This is a genomic window from Burkholderia sp. AU39826, assembly GCF_020419965.1.
GTDB lineage: Bacteria > Pseudomonadota > Gammaproteobacteria > Burkholderiales > Burkholderiaceae > Burkholderia > Burkholderia semiarida.
In genome coordinates, this window is the sequence record NZ_JAIZQG010000011.1 from 141,297 (window position 1) to 164,930 (window position 23,634).

General features: G+C 65.9%; 22 protein-coding genes and 2 pseudogenes. 10 read left to right on the forward strand and 14 right to left on the reverse strand.

What is annotated here, in order from left to right; translation table 11 throughout:
* Positions 1-47: 47 nt before the first annotated feature.
* From LGM42_RS19795 to LGM42_RS19815, 5 genes are all read left to right on the forward strand, one after another.
* Positions 48-947: a LysR substrate-binding domain-containing protein gene (locus tag LGM42_RS19795; RefSeq protein WP_124860499.1), complete on the forward strand. Its 900-nt coding sequence runs from the start codon at positions 48-50 to the stop codon at positions 945-947.
* A 156-nt stretch (positions 948-1,103) separates the two neighbouring features.
* Entirely contained in the window at positions 1,104-1,853 is a 750-nt protein-coding gene (locus tag LGM42_RS19800) for an SDR family NAD(P)-dependent oxidoreductase (protein ID WP_226232974.1), read from the forward strand.
* 74 nt (positions 1,854-1,927) lie between these two features.
* Positions 1,928-3,253, forward strand: a complete 1,326-nt coding sequence (locus tag LGM42_RS19805; RefSeq protein ID WP_226232975.1) for an MFS transporter — start codon at positions 1,928-1,930, stop codon at positions 3,251-3,253.
* A gap of 34 nt (positions 3,254-3,287) precedes the next feature.
* On the forward strand, positions 3,288-4,133 hold the full coding sequence (locus LGM42_RS19810; protein ID WP_226232976.1) for a transketolase: 846 nt from the start codon (positions 3,288-3,290) through the stop codon (positions 4,131-4,133).
* A complete protein-coding gene (locus tag LGM42_RS19815; RefSeq protein WP_060310363.1) occupies positions 4,130-5,128 on the forward strand; it encodes a transketolase family protein in 999 nt (332 codons plus the stop codon). The genes LGM42_RS19810 and LGM42_RS19815 overlap by 4 nt, the downstream gene beginning before the upstream one ends.
* A 67-nt stretch (positions 5,129-5,195) precedes the next feature.
* Here LGM42_RS19815 and LGM42_RS19820 read toward each other — a convergent pair.
* The 9 genes and pseudogenes from LGM42_RS19820 to LGM42_RS19860 form a co-directional block, all read right to left on the reverse strand.
* Positions 5,196-5,432 (reverse strand): annotated as a pseudogene (locus tag LGM42_RS19820) (hypothetical protein); the annotation flags it as partial.
* Positions 5,433-5,587: 155 nt separating this feature from the next.
* Positions 5,588-6,013: an Hsp20/alpha crystallin family protein gene (locus LGM42_RS19825; RefSeq protein WP_060310530.1), complete on the reverse strand. Its 426-nt coding sequence runs from the start codon at positions 6,011-6,013 to the stop codon at positions 5,588-5,590.
* Positions 6,014-6,052: 39 nt separating this feature from the next.
* A complete protein-coding gene (locus LGM42_RS19830) occupies positions 6,053-6,496 on the reverse strand; it encodes an Hsp20/alpha crystallin family protein (RefSeq protein WP_226232977.1) in 444 nt (147 codons plus the stop codon).
* Between the two features lie 334 nt (positions 6,497-6,830).
* Positions 6,831-7,022 carry a hypothetical protein gene (locus LGM42_RS19835; RefSeq protein WP_059577987.1) on the reverse strand — a complete coding sequence of 64 codons (192 nt, stop codon included), beginning with the start codon at positions 7,020-7,022 and terminating at the stop codon, positions 6,831-6,833.
* Between the two features lie 515 nt (positions 7,023-7,537).
* A complete protein-coding gene (locus LGM42_RS19840) occupies positions 7,538-7,852 on the reverse strand; it encodes a hypothetical protein (protein WP_060011064.1) in 315 nt (104 codons plus the stop codon).
* A 132-nt stretch (positions 7,853-7,984) separates the two neighbouring features.
* Positions 7,985-10,030: a transketolase gene (gene tkt / locus LGM42_RS19845; RefSeq protein ID WP_226232978.1), complete on the reverse strand. Its 2,046-nt coding sequence runs from the start codon at positions 10,028-10,030 to the stop codon at positions 7,985-7,987.
* Positions 10,031-10,313: 283 nt separating this feature from the next.
* A complete protein-coding gene (locus tag LGM42_RS19850; RefSeq protein ID WP_226232979.1) occupies positions 10,314-10,706 on the reverse strand; it encodes a colicin immunity protein in 393 nt (130 codons plus the stop codon).
* The gene (locus tag LGM42_RS33365) at positions 10,673-10,945 is read right to left on the reverse strand and encodes a colicin E5-related ribonuclease (protein WP_081075338.1); all 273 of its coding nucleotides are present in this window, start codon (positions 10,943-10,945) and stop codon (positions 10,673-10,675) included. Before LGM42_RS33365 ends, LGM42_RS19850 begins: the two co-directional genes overlap by 34 nt.
* Before the next feature lie 80 nt (positions 10,946-11,025).
* Positions 11,026-11,631: a toxin-antitoxin system HicB family antitoxin gene (locus LGM42_RS19860; RefSeq protein ID WP_226232980.1), complete on the reverse strand. Its 606-nt coding sequence runs from the start codon at positions 11,629-11,631 to the stop codon at positions 11,026-11,028.
* Positions 11,632-12,238: 607 nt separating this feature from the next.
* On the opposite strand from LGM42_RS19860, the gene LGM42_RS19865 reads away from it, so the two are divergent.
* Positions 12,239-13,936 carry a M4 family metallopeptidase gene (locus tag LGM42_RS19865; RefSeq protein ID WP_059575176.1) on the forward strand — a complete coding sequence of 566 codons (1,698 nt, stop codon included), beginning with the start codon at positions 12,239-12,241 and terminating at the stop codon, positions 13,934-13,936.
* Positions 13,937-14,097: 161 nt separating this feature from the next.
* On the opposite strand, the gene LGM42_RS19870 is transcribed toward LGM42_RS19865, so the two are convergent.
* Positions 14,098-15,087 (reverse strand): ABC transporter substrate-binding protein, encoded by a 990-nt coding sequence (locus LGM42_RS19870; RefSeq protein WP_059637416.1) that lies wholly within the window; start codon positions 15,085-15,087, stop codon positions 14,098-14,100.
* Between the two features lie 51 nt (positions 15,088-15,138).
* Entirely contained in the window at positions 15,139-15,483 is a 345-nt protein-coding gene (locus tag LGM42_RS19875) for a DUF3088 domain-containing protein (protein WP_226232981.1), read from the reverse strand.
* Between the two features lie 489 nt (positions 15,484-15,972).
* On the opposite strand from LGM42_RS19875, the gene LGM42_RS19880 reads away from it, so the two are divergent.
* From LGM42_RS19880 to LGM42_RS19895, 4 genes and pseudogenes are all read left to right on the forward strand, one after another.
* Complete coding sequence (locus LGM42_RS19880) at positions 15,973-17,157, forward strand: porin (RefSeq protein ID WP_060310531.1); 1,185 nt, start codon at positions 15,973-15,975, stop codon at positions 17,155-17,157.
* A 132-nt stretch (positions 17,158-17,289) separates the two neighbouring features.
* Positions 17,290-18,469, forward strand: a pseudogene (gene soxC / locus LGM42_RS19885) (sulfite dehydrogenase).
* Positions 18,462-18,986 carry a c-type cytochrome gene (locus tag LGM42_RS19890; RefSeq protein WP_226232982.1) on the forward strand — a complete coding sequence of 175 codons (525 nt, stop codon included), beginning with the start codon at positions 18,462-18,464 and terminating at the stop codon, positions 18,984-18,986. Before soxC ends, LGM42_RS19890 begins: the two are co-directional and overlap by 8 nt.
* Before the next feature lie 79 nt (positions 18,987-19,065).
* A complete protein-coding gene (locus LGM42_RS19895) occupies positions 19,066-20,253 on the forward strand; it encodes an LLM class flavin-dependent oxidoreductase (protein ID WP_226232983.1) in 1,188 nt (395 codons plus the stop codon).
* Between the two features lie 54 nt (positions 20,254-20,307).
* Here LGM42_RS19895 and LGM42_RS19900 read toward each other — a convergent pair whose 3' ends face one another.
* From LGM42_RS19900 to LGM42_RS19910, 3 genes are all read right to left on the reverse strand, one after another.
* Positions 20,308-21,525, reverse strand: a complete 1,218-nt coding sequence (locus tag LGM42_RS19900) for an acyl-CoA dehydrogenase family protein (protein WP_059575166.1) — start codon at positions 21,523-21,525, stop codon at positions 20,308-20,310.
* Positions 21,526-21,728: 203 nt separating this feature from the next.
* The gene (locus tag LGM42_RS19905; protein WP_226232984.1) at positions 21,729-22,616 is read right to left on the reverse strand and encodes an ABC transporter permease; all 888 of its coding nucleotides are present in this window, start codon (positions 22,614-22,616) and stop codon (positions 21,729-21,731) included.
* Positions 22,613-23,602 carry an ABC transporter ATP-binding protein gene (locus tag LGM42_RS19910; protein WP_226232985.1) on the reverse strand — a complete coding sequence of 330 codons (990 nt, stop codon included), beginning with the start codon at positions 23,600-23,602 and terminating at the stop codon, positions 22,613-22,615. The genes LGM42_RS19905 and LGM42_RS19910 overlap by 4 nt, the downstream gene beginning before the upstream one ends.
* Positions 23,603-23,634 lie beyond the last annotated feature (32 nt).

Consider the following 23,634-nt stretch of genomic DNA (forward strand, 5'->3'; position numbering starts at 1 on the left):
GCGGCGCCGGCCACTCGGGCGAGCCGCTCTCTTCAACGGATTCCAGCATGCGCATTCCACCGCTCAAGGCCATCATCGCGTTCGAAAGCGTCGCCCGGACCAAAAGCGTCAACCGCGCGGCGGAAGAGCTCGGCCTGACCGCGTCCGCCGTGAGCCATCAGCTCAGCAACCTCGAATCGCAGATCGGTCAGCCGCTGTTTCAGCGCGCCGGACGCGGCCTCGTCCTCACGCCGACCGGCGAGCGCTATCTGGCCGACGTCACCGGCTCGCTGGCCGACCTGAGCCGCGCGACCGAGCGCGCGTCGAGCCGCACGGAAGTCGATATCCTGCGCGTGCATTCGAGCCCGAGCTTCGGCCTGATGTGGCTGCTGCCGCGACTGTCGTCGTTCCAGGAGGCGAACGGCGATATCCAGCTGAACCTCGCGTGCTCATACGAAAACGTGTCGTTCTCGAACGGCTTCTACGACATCGACGTCCGGCACGGCTACGGCAACTGGGACAATCTCGAGGTCCGGACCGTGCGCGGCGAATTCATCGCGCCGCTCGCGTCGCCGCGCTATCTCGAACGGCATTCGGTGAAGGCGCCGGAAGACCTGCTCGCGCATCGTCTGATCTATTCCGAAACGCCGCTGGTCCAGTGGAAACAGTGGTTCGGGCGGACCGGCGTCCCGCTTGCGGCCCAGAAGACCTTCGATTTTTCGTTCGACCGTTCATACATGTCGCTCGAAACCGCCGCGCTCGGCCTCGGCATCGCGCTCGAAAGCCTGATGCTCGCGTCGGTGAAGATCCGCGAAGGGCTGCTGGTGCCGGTCTTCGGCGCGGCCCACGCGGTCGAAGTCGGCGCGCATCATCTCGTGTACCCGCGGCAGAACGCGGAACTGCCGCGCGTGAAGCGCTTCCTCGCGTGGATCGAGCGGGAGGTCGCCGCTCACGAGCGGGCGGATTGAACGACACGTCCGGCGGCGCCCCCCCGATGTTGCGGTGCAGCATCGGCAGCCGGCCGATATCTGAAATTTTCTCAACTATGGCTGAACGTTTCCGCGTTGATGCGGGTGCCCGGTGAGCCGACACTCCGGACAACACATCAACACAGGAGACAAGCGATGTTGCTCGACAACCAGGCCATCATCGTGACCGGCGCCGCGTCGCCACGCGGTATCGGCAAGGCCACGGCCCGCGCGCTGGCCGCGCAGGGCGCACGCGTGGCGATCCTCGACCTTCGCCGCGAAGACGCGGAAGCGGCCGCCGCCGAACTCGGCCGCGACCATCTCGGCCTCGCATGCGACGTCACCGACCGCGACGCATGCGTGGCGGCCGCCCACGCGGCGCTGGAGCACTTCGGCCGCATCGACGGCCTCGTGAACAACGCCGGCATCACGCAGCCCGTGCGCACGCTGGATATCTCGGCGCGCGACTTCGATGCGATCGTCGACGTGAACCTGCGCGGCACGCTGTACATGTCGCAAGCGGTGCTGCCCACGATGAAGGCGCAGCGCGGCGGCAGCATCGTCTGCATGTCGTCGGTCTCCGCGCAACGCGGCGGCGGCATTTTCGGCGGGCCGCACTACAGCGCCGCCAAGGCCGGCGTGCTCGGCCTCGCGAAGGCGATGGCGCGCGAATTCGGCGCCGACCGGATCCGCGTCAATTCGATCGCGCCCGGCCTGATCCAGACCGACATCACCGGCGACAAGCTGACGCCCGACATGCGCGAGGACATCATCAAGGGCATTCCGCTCGGCCGGCTCGGCGATGCCGCCGATGTCGCCAATGCGTGCCTGTTCCTGCTGAGCGACCTGTCGAGCTACCTGACGGGCGTCACGCTCGACGTCAATGGCGGGATGCTGATTCACTGAGAACGGCGCCGCCCGACAAGCGGCGCCGACCATCATGCACCCGGGACAACCCGGGGCCATGGCAGGAGACAGACATGAGAGCAAAGTACCCCGCATCGCCGGTTCAGGGCGAGACGCTGCAACGGGACGACGCGCAGACCTTCGAGACCGCCACATACGCGAAGGTGGCGCGCAGGCTGATCCCGTTCCTGATGTTGTGCTACCTCGGCGCGTATCTCGACCGCGTCAACGTCGGGTTCGCGAAACTGCAGATGCTCAACGACCTGCGTTTCAGCGAGGCCGTCTACGGCATGGGCGCGGGCATCTTCTTCCTCGGCTATTTCGTGTTCGAGGTGCCGAGCAACCTGATCCTGCATCGCGTCGGCGCGCGCCGCTGGCTCGCGCGCATCATGCTGACGTGGGCGGTGATCTCGGCGAGCTTCGTGTTCGTCAAGTCGCCCACCGCGTTCTACGCGCTGCGGTTTCTGCTCGGCGTCGCCGAAGCGGGCTTTGCGCCGGGCGTGATCCTGTACCTCACGTACTGGTTCCCGTCCGCGCGGCGCGCGAAGGCGCTGTCGCTGTTCTTCATGGCGATTCCGCTCGCCGGGATCGTCGGCGGGCCGCTGTCGGGCGCGATCATGCACGCGCTGCACGGCGCGATGTCGCTGGCCGGCTGGAAGTGGTTGTTCCTGCTCGAGGCGCTGCCGTCGTTCGTGCTGGGCTTCGCGATCCTGCTGTATCTCGACGACGGCATCGCCGGCGCGACATGGCTGACCGACGCCGAAAAGGCCTTGCTCGCACGCAACGTATCGGCCGACGCCGCGCACACCACCGCCCATGCATCGATCCGTACGTTCGTCGCGGACCGTCGCCTCTGGCTGATGGCGGCGATCTACTTCTGTGTCGTGCTCGGGCAATACGGCCTCACGTTCTGGCTGCCGACGATCATCCGCAAGGCGGGCGTGGCCGATCCGCTGTGGGTCGGCCTATTGACCGCGATTCCGTATGCCTGCGCAATCGTCGCGCTGCCGCTGATCGGCATCAGCGCGGATCGCCGCCGCGAGCGCCGTTTCCATCTCGCGGTGCCGATGCTGGTCGCGGCGGCGGGCTTCGCGACGTTGCCGATGCTCGGTAGCGTCGGCGCGTCGATCGTGTGCCTGAGTATCGCGTCCGCCGGCATCCTCGCGTCGTCGTCGCAGTTCTGGTCGCTGCCCACCGCGTTGCTGAGCGGGATGTCGGCGGCAGCCGGCATCGCCGCGGTCAACTGCTTTGCCAACCTCGCGGGTTTCTTCTCGCCGGCGATCGTCGGCTGGCTGAACGACCTGACCGGCAAGTCGACCGCGGGACTCGTGTTCATCTCCATCGCGATCACGGCCGGCGCGCTGCTGGTGTTCCTCGTGCCCCGATCCGTCAACCGCTGATTCGATTCGTATTCCTTCCCACATGGAGATATCGATGGATACCGAAACCATTCATGAACCGGTCACGCTCGCCGAGCGCGCGTACCGCATCCGAAGAAACGCCGTGCTGATGGGCGAAGTGCAGGGGCAGGGCTATGTCGGCCAGGCGCTCGACATCGCCGACGTGCTGGCCGTCGCGTATTTCGGCGCGATGCGCTATCGCGCCGACGATCCCGAATGGGAAGGGCGCGACCGCTTCCTGCTGTCGAACGGGCACTACGCGATCGCGCTGTACGCGGCGCTGTTCGAAGCCGGCATCCTGCCGGCCGCTGAACTCGAAACCTATGGCAGCGACGACAGTCGCCTGCCGATGTCCGGCATGGCGAGCTACACGCCCGGCATGGAAATGTCCGGGGGCTCGCTCGGGCAGGGGCTGACGATCGCGGTCGGCCGTTGTCTCGGCCTGAAGCGCAACGGCTCGGATGCGTTCGTCTATACGCTGTTCTCGGACGGCGAGCTCGACGAAGGCGCGATCTGGGAAGGGCTGATGTCGGCCGCGCACTGGAAGCTCGACAACCTGATCGCGATCGTCGACGTGAACAACCAGCAAGCCGACGGCCCGTCGACCCAGATCATGGCGTTCGAGCCGCTGGTCGACAAGCTCGAGGCGTTCGGCTGGTACGTGCAACGCGTGGACGGCAACGACATCGATGCGGTCAAGCGCGCGTTCGACCACGCGCGCCGGCATCACGCGCCGCAGCCGCGCATCATCGTCTGCGACACGAGGATGGGGTGCGGCGTGCCGTTCCTCGAAGCACGCGAGAAAAGCCATTTCATCCGGGTCGATGCGCACGAGTGGCAACTCGCGCTCGACGCACTCGAAGCAGGGAGACACGCATGAGCACCGTCGACAACAAGCCGCGCCTGAAGACCTCGGCGATGATCGCCTCCATCGCGGCGGAAGGGCAGGCGACCCGCGCCGCGCCGTTCGGCCATGCGCTGACCGAACTCGCACGCACGAACGGCAACGTGATCGGCATGACGGCCGATCTCGGCAAGTACACCGACCTGCACGTCTTCGCGAAGGCATTTCCCGAGCGTTACTACCAGATGGGCATGGCGGAGCAATTGCTGATGGGCGCCGCCGCGGGATTTGCGCACGAAGGCGCGCAGCCGTTCGTCACGACCTATGCGGTGTTTGCGACGCGCCGCGCGTACGACTTCATTCATCAGGCGATTGCCGAGGACAATCTCGATGTGAAGCTCGTCTGCGCGCTGCCGGGGCTCACGACCGGCTACGGGCCGAGCCACCAGGCCGCCGAGGATCTCGCGCTGATGCGCGCGATGCCGAACATGACCGTGATCGATCCGTGCGACGCGCTGGACATCGAGCAGATGGTGCCGGCCATCGCCGCGCACAACGGGCCGGTGTATGCCCGTCTGCTGCGCGGCAACGTGCCGGCCGTGCTCGACGAATACGATTACCGTTTCGAACTCGGCAAGGCCAAGCTGCTGCGCGACGGCAACGACGTTCTGATGATCTCGTCCGGCATCATGACGATGCGTGCGCTCGAGGTCGCGAAGGCGCTCGAAGCCGACCGCGTCGACGTCGCCGTGCTGCACGTACCGACGATCAAGCCGCTCGACACGGCGACCATCGTCCGCGAGGCCGCGCGCAAAGGGCGCATGGTCATCGTCGCGGAGAACCATACGGCGATCGGCGGGCTTGGCGAAGCGGTGGCGACCACGCTGCTCGGGGCCGGCGTTACAGTGCCGTTTCGGCAGATCGCCCTGCCGGATGCGTATCTCGCGGCGGGCGCGTTGCCGACGTTGCACGAGCGGTACGGGATCTCGGTCGGCGCGATGCGAGCGACTATCAGGTCGTGGCTCGGATGATCGGCCGACCGTCCTGGCGTCGCGTGCGCCGTTCGCGATCCGAATCGCTCCTTGACCCGGCTCGATTACGTCTGACATACCGGTCCGACACGACGGACCGTCGCTGGATCCACGCGACCGCGAGTTCGAGCGCCTGGTCGCATGCTTCGCGGGTATCGGCGAAGTCGCCGTCGACGCCGAGCGTCCGGGTTTCCCCGTCGCGATCCGTGAGGATCGCCGCCGCCGAGTAGCGGCCCGTCTCCGTGTCGGTCACCACGGCCCGGACCTCATATCCGCCATGTTCGAGCGTCCTGTTGGTATGCATCGGGTGCCTCCTGCAGGAAAATTCGACAGGTGTGACGACGCGCTGGCGCCGCCGCGAAAGCGGGGCGCCAGCACTTCATGCCGCAAGCGCAAGCGCGGGATGCCGGCAAGCGTCGCGGGTCGCGCCGGTCGATGAAACGCGGCCGGCGCGTCCGCTTATGCCGCCGTCACCTGGATGCGCCTCGGCTTCGCTTCTTCGCGCCGCGGGATGCTCAGTTTCAGCACGCCGTCGCGCAGTTGCGCGTCGATGCGCGACACGTCGAAGTCCGGGCTGAGCGTAAAGGCGCGCGAGAAGTGCGGATGCTGCACTTCGCCGTGCTGCAGGCGCAGCCCCGGTGGCGTCGGAACGACGGCCTCCGCTTCGATCGCAAGGCTGCCGTCATGCACGCGGACGTCGAGCTTTTCGCGCGGCACGCCCGGCAAGTCCGCGTACAACGTGATGCCGTGCGTATCCTCGACGATGTCGACGGCTGGCGCAATCCGCGTGCGCGGCGTGTCGCGCCGAGCCGGTTCGCGGCTCGTCACGGCCGTCCCGGTATCGGCCGAACGGGTCGTCAATTCAGTCGTGTTGGTGTCACTCATGATGTCCTCCGTCATGCGTTCGTGACGTTGCGCTGTTGTTTACTGGACGGTAATCGCCCGCGGCTTCGATGCTTCCGACTTGCCGACGGTGATCGTCAGGCAGCCGTTCGTATAGTGGGCCTCGATCTTGTCGGGGTCCGCATGCGGCGGCAGTTCGACCACGCGGCGGAACGCGCCCATGAACCGCTCGTTCGCGTAGACGCGCCGCTCGTCGTCGGTCGTGGCGCCGTCCGGGGGCGTGCGCTCGCCGCTGATCGTCAGCAGCCGGCGATCGACCGAGATGTCGATCTTCGCGGGGTCGAGACCCGGCGCGAACGCGACGATCTCGACCGTATCGTCGGTGCTGCCGATATTGACCGGTGGAAACGCACCGGGCCGCGGGGCGCGCAGGCTGGCCGGAAAACCCGTGAACATGCCGGCCATCTGCTGTTGCAGGCGGTCGAATTCCGCCAGCAGATCGGAGGGGAAGAAGATATCGCTCATGACTCGCTCCTGTTGTACCCCTGCGGGGGGATGAACCGGACCACGCGCTCCAGTTCGTCCATCCGCGATGAGGGTCGCTGACTAACAAATCGAAACACGCAGCGCGTAAACCGCGACTGCCTTGAGCGATACCTAAAATAGGATGCGTCGAGCGAATTTCAAGAGGGGGGCGCACGCGATCCGCAGGTAGTCGGTCACGCGGCGCGTAGCCGGCTTGCTGCCGCGCATCGGCGGCTGGTGGAGAGAGCGGGCACGGAGAGGAAGAAGGCGGAATTTGCAACGCATGCGAATAGACGCGGCGGCGTGGCTACGCCGTCGCGCCGGTTTCGTGCGCTCAACGCGCCGGGCCCGACGGCGGCTTCACTTCGGAGAGATCGTCCTCGCGAACCTCGGCCTGACGCACCGTGGTACCGTCTTCGCCGGTTTCTGAAATATCGGTTTCGAAGGTCGACTGCCCGTCATCGGGTTTCTGGGCAGGTTTCGCGTCGCCGTCCTGTTTGTCCGGCTGTTGCTGTTGACGTGTCATTTTGCGCTCCTTGTCGCAACGGGGAATGTTGCGCACCTAGCAGTGAGCAAGGCGCGGGCCACGCGCATGCGGATCCCGACCCGAGCGGTACGGCCCCATTCGTTGTCGCCGAAAATTGACGCCGCTGGGCCAGGGACTGCTGCCGGCGATTGCGTCCATCGTGGAGGTCGGGTCGCGCCTGCTCCTTTCCGGCCACGCGGCGCGAGCCGCACGGCGATCACCGCGGCCCGCCGCCACCGCGCGGGCTATTGCGCCCCCGTCGTCCGCATCCGCTTCGTATTCGGCAACGGCGCGTGCTGCATCGGCCCCTTGACGAGTTCGCTCATCGCGTCGCGGATCCAGCGGTTGGCCGGCTCGTGATGAAAGCGCGGATGCCAGTGCAGATAAAGCTCGTACGTGGGGGCGGCAGTCAGATCGCGATGCTGGCGGAGCTGCGCGCTTTGCCGATCCGGACAGTCTCGTCACGACGATCCGTGAACGAGGCGTCGTGTACGACGTCATGCCGGAGCCACGCTTTACGCGTCTTTCAGCCAGGGCATTTCCACGGGCGACACGACCAGTTGCCGGAATTCGCGTTTCAGATCGAAGATGAATCCGACCAGAATCATCGAGTCGGCGTAAGGAATCGGAAAGACTTGCGGATTTTCCGGCGTACGCAGCGGGCGCTCCGGCGTGTCCGCCGTCGCCGCGGCGTTTTCGCGAACGCTTTCCAGGTCGTCTGCCATGGCCGGGCCACCGGCTTTCAGCACGCGGCTACGCAGGTCGCTGAAGGGTTCGATGCGCGCGGCGTCTTCATGGTACTCGGGCACTTCATAAACGAACCAGGACATTGTCGTCTCCCATGAGAAGGGGCGCTATTCTAACGCTACGCGAGGATCCACCGAAAATGGAGGCCGCCCACTTCTCCAGGCATGTCTACGCGCCCTGCGAAGTCATCGCATCTCAGGCGGATCGCGGCAATGTCACGCTTCGGATAACGCCTGATGCGCCGCGCGAACAACCGCGTCGACCGTAATGTCGAACTTGTCGTACACGTCCTTGATTTTCCCGGATTCGCCAAAGCCGTGCATTCCGACGAACCGGCCTTGCGGACCGATGTACCGCTCCCATCCCAGTTCGACCGCCGCCTCGACCGCGACTCTCGCGGGAGAAGTGCCGAGCACGGCCCGTTGATAGTCGCGTGGCTGTTCCTCGAAGAGCAGGCGGCACGGCATCGATACAACGGCTGTCGGCACTCCTTCCTGTTGCAGGATGTCGCGCGCCTGGACGGCGAGGTCGACCTCCGAACCTGTCGCGAGCAGCGTGAGTTGGCGCGGCCCGCCATCGGCCTCCCGCAAGACATAGGCGCCCCGCGCCGACTTGTTTTCGTTTCCAGGCTCGTTGCGCAGAAGCGGCACCGGCTGGCGCGACAATGCGAGGAGTGCAGCCCGGCGGGGCTGTTCGAGAATCAGTTCCCAACACTCTGCCGTTTCGACCGGATCGGCCGGCCGATAGACGGCGAGTTGGGGAATGGCCCGAAGGGCGGCAAGGTGTTCGACGGGTTGATGAGTGGGGCCATCTTCTCCGAGACCGATGGAATCGTGCGTCATCACGAAGATGGATCGCACCCGCATCATCGCGCTCAACCGGATCGCCGGACGGCAGTAGTCCGAAAAACACAGGAAGGTGCCACCGTACGGAATGAGGCCTCCATGAAGCGCGATGCCGTTCATGGCCGCGGCCATGCCGTGTTCGCGCACGCCGTAGTGGAGGTATGAACCTTTGAACCGGCCGGGCTCGATCGCGATCTGGTTCTTCGTCCTCGTATTGTTGGACTGCGTCAGATCCGCGGAGCCGCCCAGCAATTCCGGAATCGCGTCGACGAGATGATCGAGCACCGCACCGCTGGCCTTGCGGGTGGCCATTGCACTGCCACTGGCAATAAATGCCTGCCGGGCCGCCGCGATCGCCGCCTGCCAGTTATCCGGAAGGTTTCCGGCATTGCGCCGGTCGAATTCGGTGCGTAGCGCCTGCGGCGCCCGGCGGACACGCTCGTCCCACGCGAGTCTCGTCTTGCGGCCGCGCGCGCCGATCTCCCGCCATGCTTTCAGCAAGTCATCCGGGATTTCAAACGGCGGTGAATGCCAATCGAGGGCTTGGCGTGCGCCCGCGATTTCATCCTCGCCCGGGGCATCGCTATGGGCTTTCTCGGTTCCAGCCTTCGTCGGAAAGCCGAACCCGATGATCGTCCTGCATGCGATCAGGGTCGGTCGGTCAGGCGTTGCGCGGGCGGTAGCGATAGCGTTCCGGATCGCATCCGTGTCGTGACCATCGATTTCCAGGACGTGCCATCCCGCCGAGTGAAAGCGCTCGATCTCGTTGTCCGAGACCGCGAGCTGAGTTGCGCCGTCGATGGAAATCGAATTGTTGTCCCAAAACGCGATCAGTCTGCCCAACCGGAGGTGGCCGGCCAACGAAATGGCCTCGTGGCTGATGCCTTCCATCAGGCAACCGTCACCGAGAAATACGTATGTGTAGTGATCGACGAGATCGTCGCCGAAGTGCGCATTCATCACACGCTCGGCCAATGCCATGCCGACGGATTCCGCGATGCCTTGTCCGAGGGGACCGGTAGTCAGTTCGATTCCGTCGGCGTGCGAGTACTCCGGATGACCCGGCGTCTTGCTGCCGACTTGCCGGAACCGCTTCAGCTCGTCAATGGTCATGTCGGCATAGCCGGTGAGATAGAGAAGGCTGTAGAGCAGCATCGACGCGTGTCCGTTGGAAAGGATCAACCGGTCGCGATCGATCCAGTGGGGCGCCGATGCATCGAATTGCATGAACTCCTTGAACAGGACCGTCGCGACGTCGGCCAGCCCCATTGGCGCACCAGGATGGCCGCTGTTGGCTTTCTGTACTGCGTCCATGGTGAGGAAGCGGATACAGTTCGCCAGCGCGCGAAGATGGGGGTCTCGTGGGGACGGTATTGCTTTTGCAGCCGTCCCGGAGTTTGCGGTGGGATCGCTCATCGGTTCTCCTGTTTTGGTCGGGAAAGACGAGGCTGCGGTGCAATATGCATACCTTCTCGGCGGTGATGCGGTCTCTGGCTGGTTTGGGATTCGACTCTTTTAAATTGATAAACAGCATTATGTAAAATTAAATAAAACCGACTGCACGACATGCTGCTGATCAAGCGTCCTCGCGTTCGAATCTTGCGACCGGACGCGAGTCCACTCAAAGAGAGCGAGTCCTGACAGAGCTTTCTGCAATGTTTTATCTAGGGGTAGCGTCGAGTAGGAACAACATGGGTTGTCAAGGATCGGCGTGCCGTCTTGGTCTCCAGCCTGTCATCGGCGGGGTCGTCACCAAGAAAACGTCATGGGGAGGACTCTCCGACCGAATGAACTCGACTGCCCTTTTGTTATTTCGTTGGGCAGTGTCCAGGTCAATGGGAGGATCAGCGCCATCCCAAATACAATCGACTCTCGCTTCGAATCCGGGGTTACGCCAGATTCCACCTTCGATTCGAGCGACAACCACACCATGTTCGGCTGCTTGCTCGCAAACAGCGATTGCCGCTTCTGCCGTGAGTTTCATCACAATACTGCCAGCAAGGGAGAAAAAATCATTCGATGAATCGTATACGCGGTGATGATCGATATTCATTGTGTTCATTTCCATTTGATCCGACCATCGTGAATCCATGTTGGATCATTCTTCCCGCTCACCTGGACAACTTCTCCGGTTATGTCATTTACTATGACATAACCATCCGGTGACCCATACACAGTCGCCGGGTCATTTCTGGGAATACCATCCGGAGTCTTCGATGCCCCCCGATTGTCCATCGTCGTCCCTGCAGGGCCATCGTCAACGGTCGCCTGAACCTCTTTATCCGTCCACCCGCGCTCGTCGATCTGCCGCGCGATTTTGTCGTCGATAATGAGATTGCGTGACGCTGATTTCGACCATCAGATCGCGCGAGAGCCATCGACCCGATACGTCATATTTCCAACAACCTCTATCAGGCGTGTGCAGCACGTTCGAGCACTTCGCGCGCGGCGCGCCCTAATACCTCTTCCGACCATTGATTCACGCTCTCCCCTGCAACGGCCGCCGCGACGCCTACGGCCGCGTGTGTCTCAGGATTGAGTCGCAGCATCAGCTTTCCAGACGCAGGCTTTTGCGGTGATCGCCCCATGCGTGCGCATTCTTCGAGATAGTGGTCGACGGCCGCATGAAAATCCTGCGTCAGCTCGGCGACCGTCTCACCGTGAAAACTGATCTTGTCGGCGACGCCGAGCACATGCCCGACAAAAATATTGTCGCGGCCGTCGAAATCGACGCGAGCGTAATAGCCGTTATACGTCATTGCGTTTGTCATGGCTTTATCTGCTATTCGTTGAACCAGTCGCGCGCATCCTCCACCTGATAGCGCTTTGCCACGTGGATGCGGGCGATGCAGGTATCGGCGCCCCCCGTTCAGCTTGAAGGCGATGCGCGACCCGGCGCTTGCGTGAATGCTGCCGCCCAGCGCGACAGCCAAAGCTTCGATATCCGCGCACACGATGCCGCCGAAGGTTGGCTTCGTATAGATCGCGGTCAGCTTGCGGGCGCGTTTCGTTTTCATGGGTGGGTGATATCAGAAATTGATATCACCAAACGGGTGAATGATAGCAAAATGTGCTATCTGCTTCCCCCCGACGCGATAGCAGGCCGCTGGCGCCGCCGGCCGTTGGGGCGGTCTCGGGCATTCCTGTGAGGCCGCAAGCCCGGCAGGGGGCGGACGTCGGCCGGCCGGGCCGGGTTAGGGGCCGGGGCAGTTGCACGAGCCTCCGACCCCGCGCCCGGAAATCGCAGTCCCCTCCCCGCCGGCCTCTCTCTAAATAGGTCGTTTTTGATGCACCGACGGCCAACCGCGCAAACGCCACGCGCGGGGTTCCGGGTACTTCATCTGATCACACCCTGCCTCGCCCGGATATCACAAAGTTTCGACGTTATCCACTGCAGTGGGCCGCCTCCAATATTCCCGCCGCACCCGACATAATCATTTAAAATTCCTCACCAAATACCTACTTGATTAACGGCAGCGAAATGAAAAATCAATAATAAAGAAAATATCTTGTAATTATAAAAACGACCTCCTAGCATCCCCCTGCTGTTCGCGACATGTCTTGTTTAAAAGTCATCACTTGATGCATTCCTCGAACAAACCCATTCATAACCTGGGGAATTACATGAAGAAACTGTCTCGACTGCTGCCCATCACCGCGATTACCATCGCGAGTCTCAGCGCTTTTGCCCAGGCCGGCGACCCGCCGGCCGCGGTCGACAAGGCCCTGCAACTGATCCAGCAGAACCCGGCCGCCTTCAGTGTCGCTACCGGCGGCACGGCACGCACGTTGAAGTTCGCGGGGCCGCAAGCAACCGCACCGACCGATGGCGATCAGTTCCAGGTACGTGACGTGATCGTCGATCCCGACGGCACCGAGCACGTGCGCTTCGATCGCTTCCATGCGGGCCTGCCCGTGATAGGCGGCGACGTGGTCGTCCATTCGAGCAACGGGCAACTGAAGCAGGCGAGCGTGACCCAGCTCGCACCGATCAATCTCGCCGGCACGATCGGCAAGGTCGGGAACCGCGCCGTGGTGCGCAACGCACCCGACGTAGGCGCGACGCGGGCCAGGCACATCGCGGCCGCGCGCTTCAACTCGGACGTGCGCCGCGTCGACGACCCGGAACTCGTCGTGTTCGCACGCGACGTCACGCCGACGCTGGCCTATGCGGTACGCGTCTACGGCAAGGCGACCGACACGCACGGCGACGCCGTGCTGTACTACGTCGATGCGCGCACCGGCACCGTGCTCGACGCACAGGACCTGATCAAGACCGCCGCCGCGACCGGCACCGGACGCTCGCTGTACTACGGCAACCTGACGCTCACGACGGACCAGACCGGCACGAACGCGTACCGGATGCTCGACCCGGGCCGCGGCGGCGGTTCCGTCTACGATGGCCGCGGGCTGAGCTCGGACGAAGTCGAACAGGCGACCGACCTGCCGATCTTCACGAGCAGCACGAACGTGTGGGGCAACAATACGACCACCGACCGGCAGACCGTCGCGGCAGACATCGACTACGGGCTCGCGTTGACTTGGGACTACTACAAGACCACGCACAACCGCAACGGCATCTTCAACGACGGCCGCGGCGTGAAAAGCTACGCCCACGTGGTGTTCAATACCGGCAGCGGCACGACCGGCGCGAACGCGGCATGGCTGTCGTCGCGCGTGATGGCATACGGCGATGGCGAGCCGGGCACGCGCCTGCCGAAACCCGTGGTGTCGGTCGACGTTGCCGGGCACGAAATGAGCCACGGCGTGACCGAGGCCACCGCCAACCTGAACTATTCGGGCGACGCGGGCGGCCTGAACGAGGCGACGTCCGACATCTTCGGCACGCTCGTGAAGTTCTATGCGAACAATCCGAACGATCCCGGCAACTACGTGATCGGGGCGCGCGTGGTGAGCGGCGGCCTGCGGAAAATGTACAAGCAGGATCTCGACGGCCGGTCGTACAGCTGCTATCCGTCCGGCGGCTTCTCGTGGTCGAATCCGCGCCACGATCCGCATTTCACGTCGGGTGTCGGCAACCGCTTCTTCTACCTGCTGTCGGAAGGGCCGACGGTGCCGTCCACCGACACCGGCCTGTCGAGGACACAACTGGTCTGCAACGGCGACACGACCTTCAGCGGGTTGGGCCGCGACAAGGCCGGCAAGATCTGGTACCGGACGCTGACCGTGTACCTGAACGCCAACTCGAGCTACCCGAACGCGCGGCGTGCGTCGATCCAGGCGGCGAATGACCTGTATGGCGTGAACTCGGCCGAAAGCGCGACGGTCGCGCGCGCGTGGAGCGCGGTCGGGGTGAACTGACGGCGTGCGGGTGAACGCGCCGATCGCCGGACGGCGCGTGGCGGGCCTTGCTTCGGAGGAAAGCGATTCGGTCATCGTCACGCGGCGCTCGAGTGAATGACGGGAACATGCCAACCGGCCGCCTGTACGCACAGGCGGCCGGTGGCGCCGCGGGTTTCGCATCACCCCGCCGCGACCAGCGGATTGAACGACGTGTCCCACAACGGCGCGACATGGGCCGGCCCGTCCAGCACGCCGATGCGGGCAAACACGTCCGCGACCTGCTGGTGCTGGGCGACCACGTCGGGCGTCACCGGCAGCAGCGCGTAGTCCTCGCTGCGCTGGTCGAACATCGTGACGAGGTCGGCAACCGGCACGCGCGTCTCGCGATTCTGCGCGATGGCGTAGTCGCGGAAATGCCCGTTCGCCCACGCATACGCACGCCGGAACCGCAGCAGCAGATCGCCCGTTGCCGCGCGGCGGCGCGCGTCGTCGAGCGTGCGCGGATTCGCGTACACCGGAAAATTGCCCGACAGATAGCCCTTCCCCGTTTTCAGCACGCGGGCGCCGTAGCGATTGCGCGCGAGCTGGCCGTTGTAGCCATAGATCGCCCACGCGTCGATGTCGCCGCGATCGTACGCGGACAACCCGTCGGTCGGAGACAGGTTGATCGGCTGGATATCGTCGAAGGTCAGGCCGGCTTCGGCCAGTTGTCGATACAGGAAATAGTGCGAGGTCGTCGCGCGTACGTAGCCGACGCGCTTGCCCTTCAGATCGGCGATGCCACGAATCGGCGTGTCCTTGCGCGCGAGCGTGACCTGGTTGTTCAGGTCTTCGCGCACACGCGAGATGAATCTCACATTGGCTTTCTGGCGCGCGGCGAACACGGCGGGAATTTCGCTACCCGAACCGATATCGAGCGCGTCCGCGTTGAGCGCCTCGATATGCAGCACGCCGTTGTTCAGCTCGCGCCAGTCGATCCGGTACGGCGTGTCGCCGAGCCCGGCTGCCTGCAGCAGTGCGCGCCAGCCGCCCTTGTAGGTCGCGACGCGCAACGTCGTGCCGGCCAGATCGGCGTCGGCGGCCGGCGCGGCGAACGCGGCCAATGGATGCGCCGCCACTGCGGCGCCGGCAAGCAGCAGGCGGCGACGTACTGCCGACATTGACGACATCGGATGCTCCTGTCGATCGGATGGAATAGGATGGAAAGCGAAACCGCCGCGTCAATGCAGCGCCGGAAAGCCGTGGCGCTCGGCCAGCAGTTCGAGGATGCGGCGCGCGTCGGTGACGAAGCGCACGTCGCCGAGCGTCTGCGCATCGTCCGGCGCGGGCCGGTCGCGGCCCAGCACGAGCACCGGCAGGCCCTGGTGCGCGTCGTCGAGCGCGTCGATCACCGCAGGCCGCGGCCGCTCGAAGCCGATGCGCTTCACGTCGACGCGCGCCGCGAGATCGGGCGCGCTCGCCAGCAGCCCCTCGATCGGCAGTCCATGCGGACAGACGAAGCGCTGGCCCGGATGCTTCGGATCGGCAAAGCCCGGTTCCAGCAGAAACAGTACATCGCGACTCATGTCAAACGGCTCCTTTGTCGTTGATCGGCCCAATCGGCAAGCGCGCATGCCGAGCGCGTTGCCGCTCACGAGGCATGCTGGCCCGCGGCCGGATGCCAGACTCTACCGTTGCGCCCCGCACGGTCCTACCAACGTTTTGCGAAATCGATATGCGAACGCGCATAGCGCATCGTCCGGTCGCCGCCTAGCGGCCGTTGCGTAAACGCATCGCCGTGCAAACGACGGGTATTGCGCACATCGAATGATTTCATCGATCGATATGACCGCATACGTGCATTTCCGGCGAGCGACGTTCGCGGTCGGCGCGATGCGTTCGCCGCAGCAGGCGCGCCGGACGCGATCGCGGCGCACCTGTCGGGCCGACGGCAGCGCACATTACAAATCGGCCGCGCAGCGAATTACAAACCACGGATCGGCCGTTCATCGGCGCGTCCATCGTCAATAGCATCGTGATCCTCACAAACGTACTGATAAAAACAGAGGATGGTCATGATCAAGAAAACGGTGGTACTGGGTTTGGTTTCGATCGGTTCGGTCGGCGCGCATGCGCAGAGTTCGGTGACGCTGTACGGCGTGGTCGACGCCGGCATCGCGTATACGAACAACCAGGGCGGCGCGAGCAACATCCAGCAGACGAGCGGCAAGCTGAGCGGCAGCCGCTGGGGCCTGAAAGGCGCGGAAGATCTCGGCGGCGGCGTGCAGGCGGTGTTCACGCTCGAAAGCGGGTTCCGCCCGAGCGACGGCGGACTCGGCCAGGGCGGCCGCCTGTTCGGCCGCTCAGCGTACGTGGGCCTCGGCAAGAAAGGCCTCGGCACGCTGACGTTCGGCCGTCAGTACGAGCCGATCACCGATCTCGTCGCGCCGTACTCGGGGCCGGGTTTCTGGTCGCCGGCCACGCACGTGGGCGACAACGACAACCTGAACCAGAGCTTCCGGCTGAACAACGCGGTGAAGTTCCGCAGCGACACGATCGCCGGCTTCACGGCCGACCTGCTCTATGCGTTCAGCAACCAGGCCAATGGCGGGGCAGGCACCGGGTTCTCGAACAACAACGCGTGGGGCGCATCGGCGAACTACGTGAACGGGCCGCTGTCGTTCGGTGGCGGCTATGTGCGGTTCAATCATCCGAATGCGGCGTCGAATACGAGCGGCGCGGTGGGCGGTGCGACCTCGACCACCGGCAACGACTACAGCGGCGCGTTCTTCTACGGGCTGAACGGCGGCGTACTGAAGCAGCAGATCGGCGCGGTGGGCGCGAACTACGCGCTTGGCCGCACGACGCTCGGCTTCGCGTGGAGCCACACGCAGCTCGACTATCTCGACGGCTCGTCGCGCAAGTTCAACAACTACGACGTGAACGCGCGCTACCAGCTCACGCCGGCGGCCACGCTGATCGGTGTCTATACGTTTACCGACGGGCGCGCGAGCGGCCTGCCGGGCACGAGCGGCCAGACGCTGAAACCGCGCTGGCACCAGTTCACACTCGGGTTCGACTATGCGCTGTCGAAGCGCACCGATATCTACGTGTCGGGCATCTACCAGCTCGCGGCCGGCGATGCGAGCACCTCGACCTCCGGCGGCTATCGCAAGATCGCGGCGATCTCGAACATCGGCAGCGCATCGTCGACGAATCGTCAGCTTGCATTCGTCAGCGGGCTGCGCGTGAAGTTCTGACGGCATGCGCATCGGGCGCGGCGCAATCGTCACGATAAGCAAAGCGGGAATCGTTGTTTGCCGCGCCGCGCCCGGTTGCCGAAAATGATCGTTTCCCTGCGCGCGGCTCCCGCGTGCGACACGCGTTCGACCATGACCGATTCCCGTTTCCCTCCCCGTGCGCCGCGCGCCGGCCGACGCGCGGCGCTGCGTCAGCTCGCCGGCGGCTGGGCGGCCGCGATGCTGCCTGCCGGCGGCGCGCTCGCGAGCCCGCCGCTCGACGTGCCGCCGTGGACGCGCGCTCCCGGCGCACCGCTGCTGTCGCCACCGTACGGCGTGCCGGGTCAGCACGAGCGCGACGTGATCCGTCGCAGCGCCCGCCCCCCTGCGCTACCCGGTTCCGGCTCGTCGATGACGCCGCTCGCCGACCTGTTCGGCGACATCACGCCGAACGGGCTCGTCTACGAGCGTCTTCACGCTCGACGACCTGCTGCGCTTCCCGTCCGAATCGCGGATCCACTTCCTCGAATGCTCGGGCAACACCGGCAGCGAATGGAACGGCCCGAGCGGGCTGCCCGTTCAGTTCACGCACGGGTTGCTGTCGTGCTGCGAATGGACCGGCGTCCGGCTGTCGACGCTGCTCGACGAAACGGGCATCGATCCCGACGCACGCTGGCTGCTCGCCGAAGGCGCGGACGGCGCGGCGATGACGCGCAGCCTGCCGCTCGACCGAATCCTCGAGCGCGCGCTGGTCGTCTATGCGCAGAACGGCGAACGGCTGCGCCCGGAGAACGGCTACCCGGTGCGGCTGATCGTGCCGGGATTCGAAGGCAACACGAACATCAAGTGGCTGCGACGGCTGAAGCTGGTGCGTGCGCCGGAGATGACCCGCGAGGAAACGTCGAAATACACGAACCTGCTGCCCGACGGCTGCGCGCGGCAGTTCGTGTTCGAGATGGACGCGAAGTCGGTGATCACGCGGCCGTCGGCCGGCCATCGGCTCGCCGCGCACGGCTATTACACGATCGGCGGCTACGCGTGGTCGGGCCGCGGCCGGATTCGCGCCGTCGACGTGTCGACCGATGGCGGCCGCACGTGGCGCCCCGCGCGGCTCGCCGGCGACGTACGCGACCGCGCGCTGACGCGCTTCGAGGCCGACTGGGTGTGGCGCGGCGAGCCGGCCGACCTGCAAAGCCGCGCGACCGACGAGACCGGCTACGTGCAGCCGACCCGCGACGCGCTCATCGCCGCGCGCGGCCTGAACTCGCAGTACCACTACAACGGCATCCAGAACTGGCGTGTCGGCACGGACGGCGAGGTGCGCAATGCGTAAGCCGCTCGCTTGCCTGCTGGCGGCCTGCATGATGACGTCGGGCGCGTTCGGCGCCGGCTTCGGCCTCGGGCAGCCGGTCGATCGCGCGGCGTTCGCCGCGTGGGACATCGACGTCGCGCCGGACGGCAGCGGCCTGCCGCCCGGCGCGGGCACGGTCGTACGCGGCGGCCATGTGTTCGCCGACAAATGCGCGATGTGTCACGGCGCCGGCGGCGAAGGCGGCGTCGGCGATCCGCTCGTCGGCGGCATCGGCTCGCTCGCGAGCGCGAAGCCCAGAAAGACGGTCGGCAGCTACTGGCCCTACGCGACGACGCTGTTCGACTACATTCGCCGGGCGATGCCGTACAACGCGCCGCAATCGCTGAGCGCGGACGACGTCTATGCGGTCACCGCGTACGTTCTCCACCTGAACGGCATCGTGCCCGGCGACGCCCGGCTCGACGCGCGCACGCTGCCGCGCGTGCGGATGCCGAACCGCGACGGCTTCGTGCCCGATCCGAGGCCGGGCAAGCTATGACGCGTCCCGCACCGCTTGCCGCCGCATCGAGCCGCGCACCCGCGTGCGTCGCGCCCCACCTTTCAGCAAGGACCCCGTGATGAGCGATTCCTCCGTCACCGCCCCGCTCGCGCCGTCGCCGTTCGTCGACGTGCGTTCGCCGGCGGATTTCCCCGACAGCCCCGTGTCGCGCACGCTCGAGCAGCCGTTGATGCTCGGGCTGTTCCTGCCGATCCAGGCCGGCGGATGGAGCGCATCGACGCTGCCACGCACAACGGACTGGACGTTCGACTACAACGCCGATCTCGTGGCGCGCGCCGAAGCGCTCGGCTTCGATCTTGTGTTCGCGCTGTCGCAGTGGCTGCCGAAAGGCGGCTACGGCGGCGTGTTCGACGGTCAGGCGCTCGACTCGTTCATGACGCTCGCCGCGCTGACCGCGCGCACCGAGCGGATCATCCTCGTCGCGACGAGCCACGTGCTCTACGGGCCGTGGCATCCGCTCCATTTCGCGAAGTTCACCGCGACGCTCGACCACATCTCGCGCGGACGCTGGGGCATCAACGTGGTGACCGGCCACCGCGCGATCGAGCACGAGATGTTCGGCTGGAACCGGATCGAACACGACCGGCGCTACGAGATGGCCGCGGAATTCCTCGACGCGGTCCAGCAGTTGTGGGCGCAACCGGATAATTTCAGCTACACGCCGGAACTGTCGAGCTGGCGGCTGGGCGGCGCATTCGTGACGCCGAAGCCGCGCTATGGCCGCCCGCTGCTGATCAACGCGACTGGCTCCGACGCGGGCATCGCGTTCGCCGCGCGCTATTCGGACATCGTGTTCGTCACGAGCCCGGCCGGCCCCGACGCCGAACGCGCGATCGACGCGCTGCCCGCGCACACCGCGCGCGTGAAGGCGGCCGCCGCCGCGCGCGGCCGCACGATCCGCACGCTGCTCAATCCGCTCGTGATCTGCCGCGAGACGGCGGCCGAAGCGCGCGCGTACCGCGACGCGATCGTCGCCCATGCGGACGATGGCAGCTTCCACCGCTTCGACAGCGACGCGCACGCGTGGCGCGGCGGTTTCGAGCTGCGTGCGCAGGCCGCCGCACGCGCGATCGGCGGCAACATCTCGATCACCGGCTCGCCCGACGAAGTCGCCGATACCATCGTGCGGCTGCACCGCGCCGGCATCGACGGTATCCAGTTGAGTTTCTACGACTTCAAGCCCGATCTCGACTTCTTCGGCGAGCGCGTGCTGCCGCTGCTGCGCGAGGCCGGCTTGCGGCGTTGAAGCCCGATTTGAAACGCGGCGCGCCGGCACCGCCATAGCCAGCGGTGGCCGTCGTCAGAACACGCGCCCTTCGGTCAGGTGCGTCGTCACGCCGTTCAATTCGTAATCGCCGACCACACGCGCCTTGTGTAGCAGCGGGTTGTGGCTGAAGATCGTGCGCAGGTTGCGCCAGTGGCGATCGAAGTTGTGCGTGCGCGCCGTCGCCGACGCGCCGCCCACTTCGAACAGCCGCTCGGCCGCATGCAGCGCGAGCTTGCTGACGATCAGTTGCGTGCGGGCAGTGGCAAGCGCGCTGTCGAGCACGAGCGCATCCGCATCGGCTGCGCCCGCTTCGATCGCGTCGGCGGAGCGGTCGAGCGCGCGCGCGTTTTCTCGCACGAGCGCATCGATCGCGTGGCTGTGCGCGGACAGCTCGCCGACGATCTGCTGGACGAAATGATCGTCGCGCGCGGTCGGCGCGGGGCTGTGCAGCGCGGGACGGCCGTGCGCGAGCACGTAGCGGCGCGCGTCGGCCACCACGTTGCGCACGATGCCCGCGCCCGTCGCGACGAGATGAAGTTGCCGCAGCGCGCCGCAATGACGGCCGACGAGCGTCGATCCGTCGCGCGGAGCCACTTCGTCCGCGAACACCTGCACGTCGTTCAGCAGCAGGCTGCCGCTCGCGGTCATGCGCTGGCCCATGCCGTCCCAATCGTCGAGCACCTGCAGGCCGTCGCGCGCCACGGGAATGATCACGGCGAGCGCGTCGCCCTGCTCGTTCTCCACGTTGATGCGCGCGAAATCGGCGAACGCGGTGCCCGTCGAATAGTATTTGCGGCCCGTCACGCGATGGTGATCGCCGTCGCGGCGCAGCACGGTCGTGTTCTCGCCCGGGCGCGACGTGCCGCGCTCGGTCGAGGCGCCGCCGAAGATCGCACCGGCCAGCACGCGCTCGAGCTGCACGTCGTTGAATGCGGTGCGAGGCGACAGCCGCAGCGTCTCGGTCTGGTCGTAGTGGATGCGCAGCGCGTGCGCGAGATTCGAATCGGCGGCCGCCAGCGTCGCGATCGTATCGAACAGGTCGACCAGCGTGCCGCCCAGGCCGCCGCGCGCGACCGGAATCCGCAGCGCGCCCAGCGCCGAGCGCCGGAAGATCGCGAAGCCTTCGAACGGCAACTCGCGACGCGCCTCGCGCTGTGCGGCATCGTGCCCGATCGCGGTCGCGAGATCGGGCAGCGCGGCAAGCGCGTCGCGCAATGCTTCACGCGGATCGACGGCGTCACGGGCAGTCATTCGGCAGGTCCTTGTTTGGGGAGATGGGGAGCGTCGCGGCAACGCGCGACACGGCGTCCGTTACACGGCGTCCGTTACACGGCGTCCGTTACACGGCGTCCGTTACACGGCGTCCGCAAAGTATAGAGACGCACCTGCCGCGCGTGAAAAACCGATTTCAGCTTACGTTATGCCCGCGCCGGGATTGATCGCGAACGGACGCGTCAGTGCTGAATGCCCCAACGCCGCACGGTCGCGCGTTCGAGCGTATCGAATACGAGGTTCTCGACCAGCAGCCCGATCACGATGACGGCCGCAAGCCCCGCGAACACGCGGTCCGTATACAGCTCGTTGCGGTTCTGGAAGATGTACCAGCCGAGCCCGCCCTGCCCCGCGCTCGCACCGAACACGAGCTCGGCGGCGATCAGCGTGCGCCACGCGAACGCCCAGCCGACGCGCAGCCCCGACAGGATCGACGGCAGCGCGGCCGGCACGAGGATCAGCGCGATCTGGCGCAGGCCCGTGAGCCCGTAATTGCGCCCGGCCATTTTCAGCGTGGCGGGCACGCCGGCGAAGCCGGTATACATGCTGAGCGCGAGCGGCCACAGCACCGCGTGCACGAGCACGAACAGCAGGCTGCCGGTGCCGAGCCCGAACCACAGCAGCGCGATCGGCAGCAACGCGATGGACGGCAGCGGATTGAACATCGACGTGAGCATCGTCAGCAGATCGCGGCCGATGCGCGTGGATACCGCGAGCGAAGTCAGCGCGAACGCGAGCAGGACGCCCAGCGCATAGCCGCGCAGCAGCACGGACATCGAGATGCCGGTCTTGACCAGTAGTTCGCCCGACTCGATGCCTTGCACGAACGCGGCCAGCGTCGCGCCGAAGGTGGGGACGAGCAGATCGTTCGCGACGATGCGCGCGACGATCTCCCATGCGGCGATCAACACGAGCGCGATGACGCCGCGGCGAAACCACGCGGCGCCGGCGACGCGGCGCAGCAACGGCGCCGGCGTCGCACGCTCGGCATCGGGCGGCGTGTCGAGCGTGCGCGTGTATTCGGCGCGCACGGGCGGCAGCGGCGGCAGGACCGGATCGATCGTACTCATGATGCGGCGTCCTCCGTCGTGGGTGCCCGGGATGTGTCGGTGTCGAACAGCAGGCGGTGGATCCGCGCGACGTTGTCGCGGAAGTCGCCGGTGTCGACGTTCGCGAGCGAATGTTCGTGACTGTTGAGCTCCGCGCGCACGCGGCCCGGATGCGGCGACAGCAGCAGAATCCGGTTGCCCACCACGAGCGCCTCCTCGATCGAGTGCGTGACGAACAGCAGCGTGAAGCGGAATTCGTCCCACAGCCGCAGCAGTTCCTCCTGCATCTTGCGGCGCGTGAGCGCGTCGAGCGCGGCGAACGGTTCGTCCATCAGCAGCACGCGCGGCTGCATCGCCAGCGCCCGCGCGATCGCGACGCGCTGTTTCATGCCGCCCGACAGCGTGTGCGGATACGCATCGGCAAACGTGCTCAGCCCGACCTTGTCGAGATAGTGCAGCGCGCGCTCGCGTGCCTCGGCGCGCGACAGCTTCGCGGCGGCGCGCAACGGAAACGCGACGTTCTCGACGACCGTCTTCCACGGCGGCAACTGGTCGAATTCCTGGAACACGACGATGCGGTCGGGGCCCGGCCCGCGCACGGGCTGGCCATCGAGCGCGATCGAACCCGACACGGGCTCGATGAAGCCGGCGATCGCCTTCAGCAGCGTCGACTTCCCGCATCCCGACGGGCCGAGCAGCACGAAGCGGTCGCTGCCGTATACGTCGAAGCTCACCTGATGCGTCGCGCGAACGATCCGCGTGCCGCTGCGGTATTCGAGGCTGACCTGGCCGATCGCCAGCAGGCGTTCGCTGTGCGTGCCGGCCGGTGCGGCGCTCGCGGCCGGGCGAGCGTCCGCACATGTATCGGGCACGGCGGACGCGGCCGGCGACACGCCGCCACGTGCCGCATACGGCGGCAACCAGGTTCGGGGAGAAGTGGCGTTCACGATCGAATCTCTTGCGGGGAAAGCATCAACATACGGCCGGGCACCGTGCGGACCAACCATCGATTGCGCATATCGAAACCGCGCCGACGCAT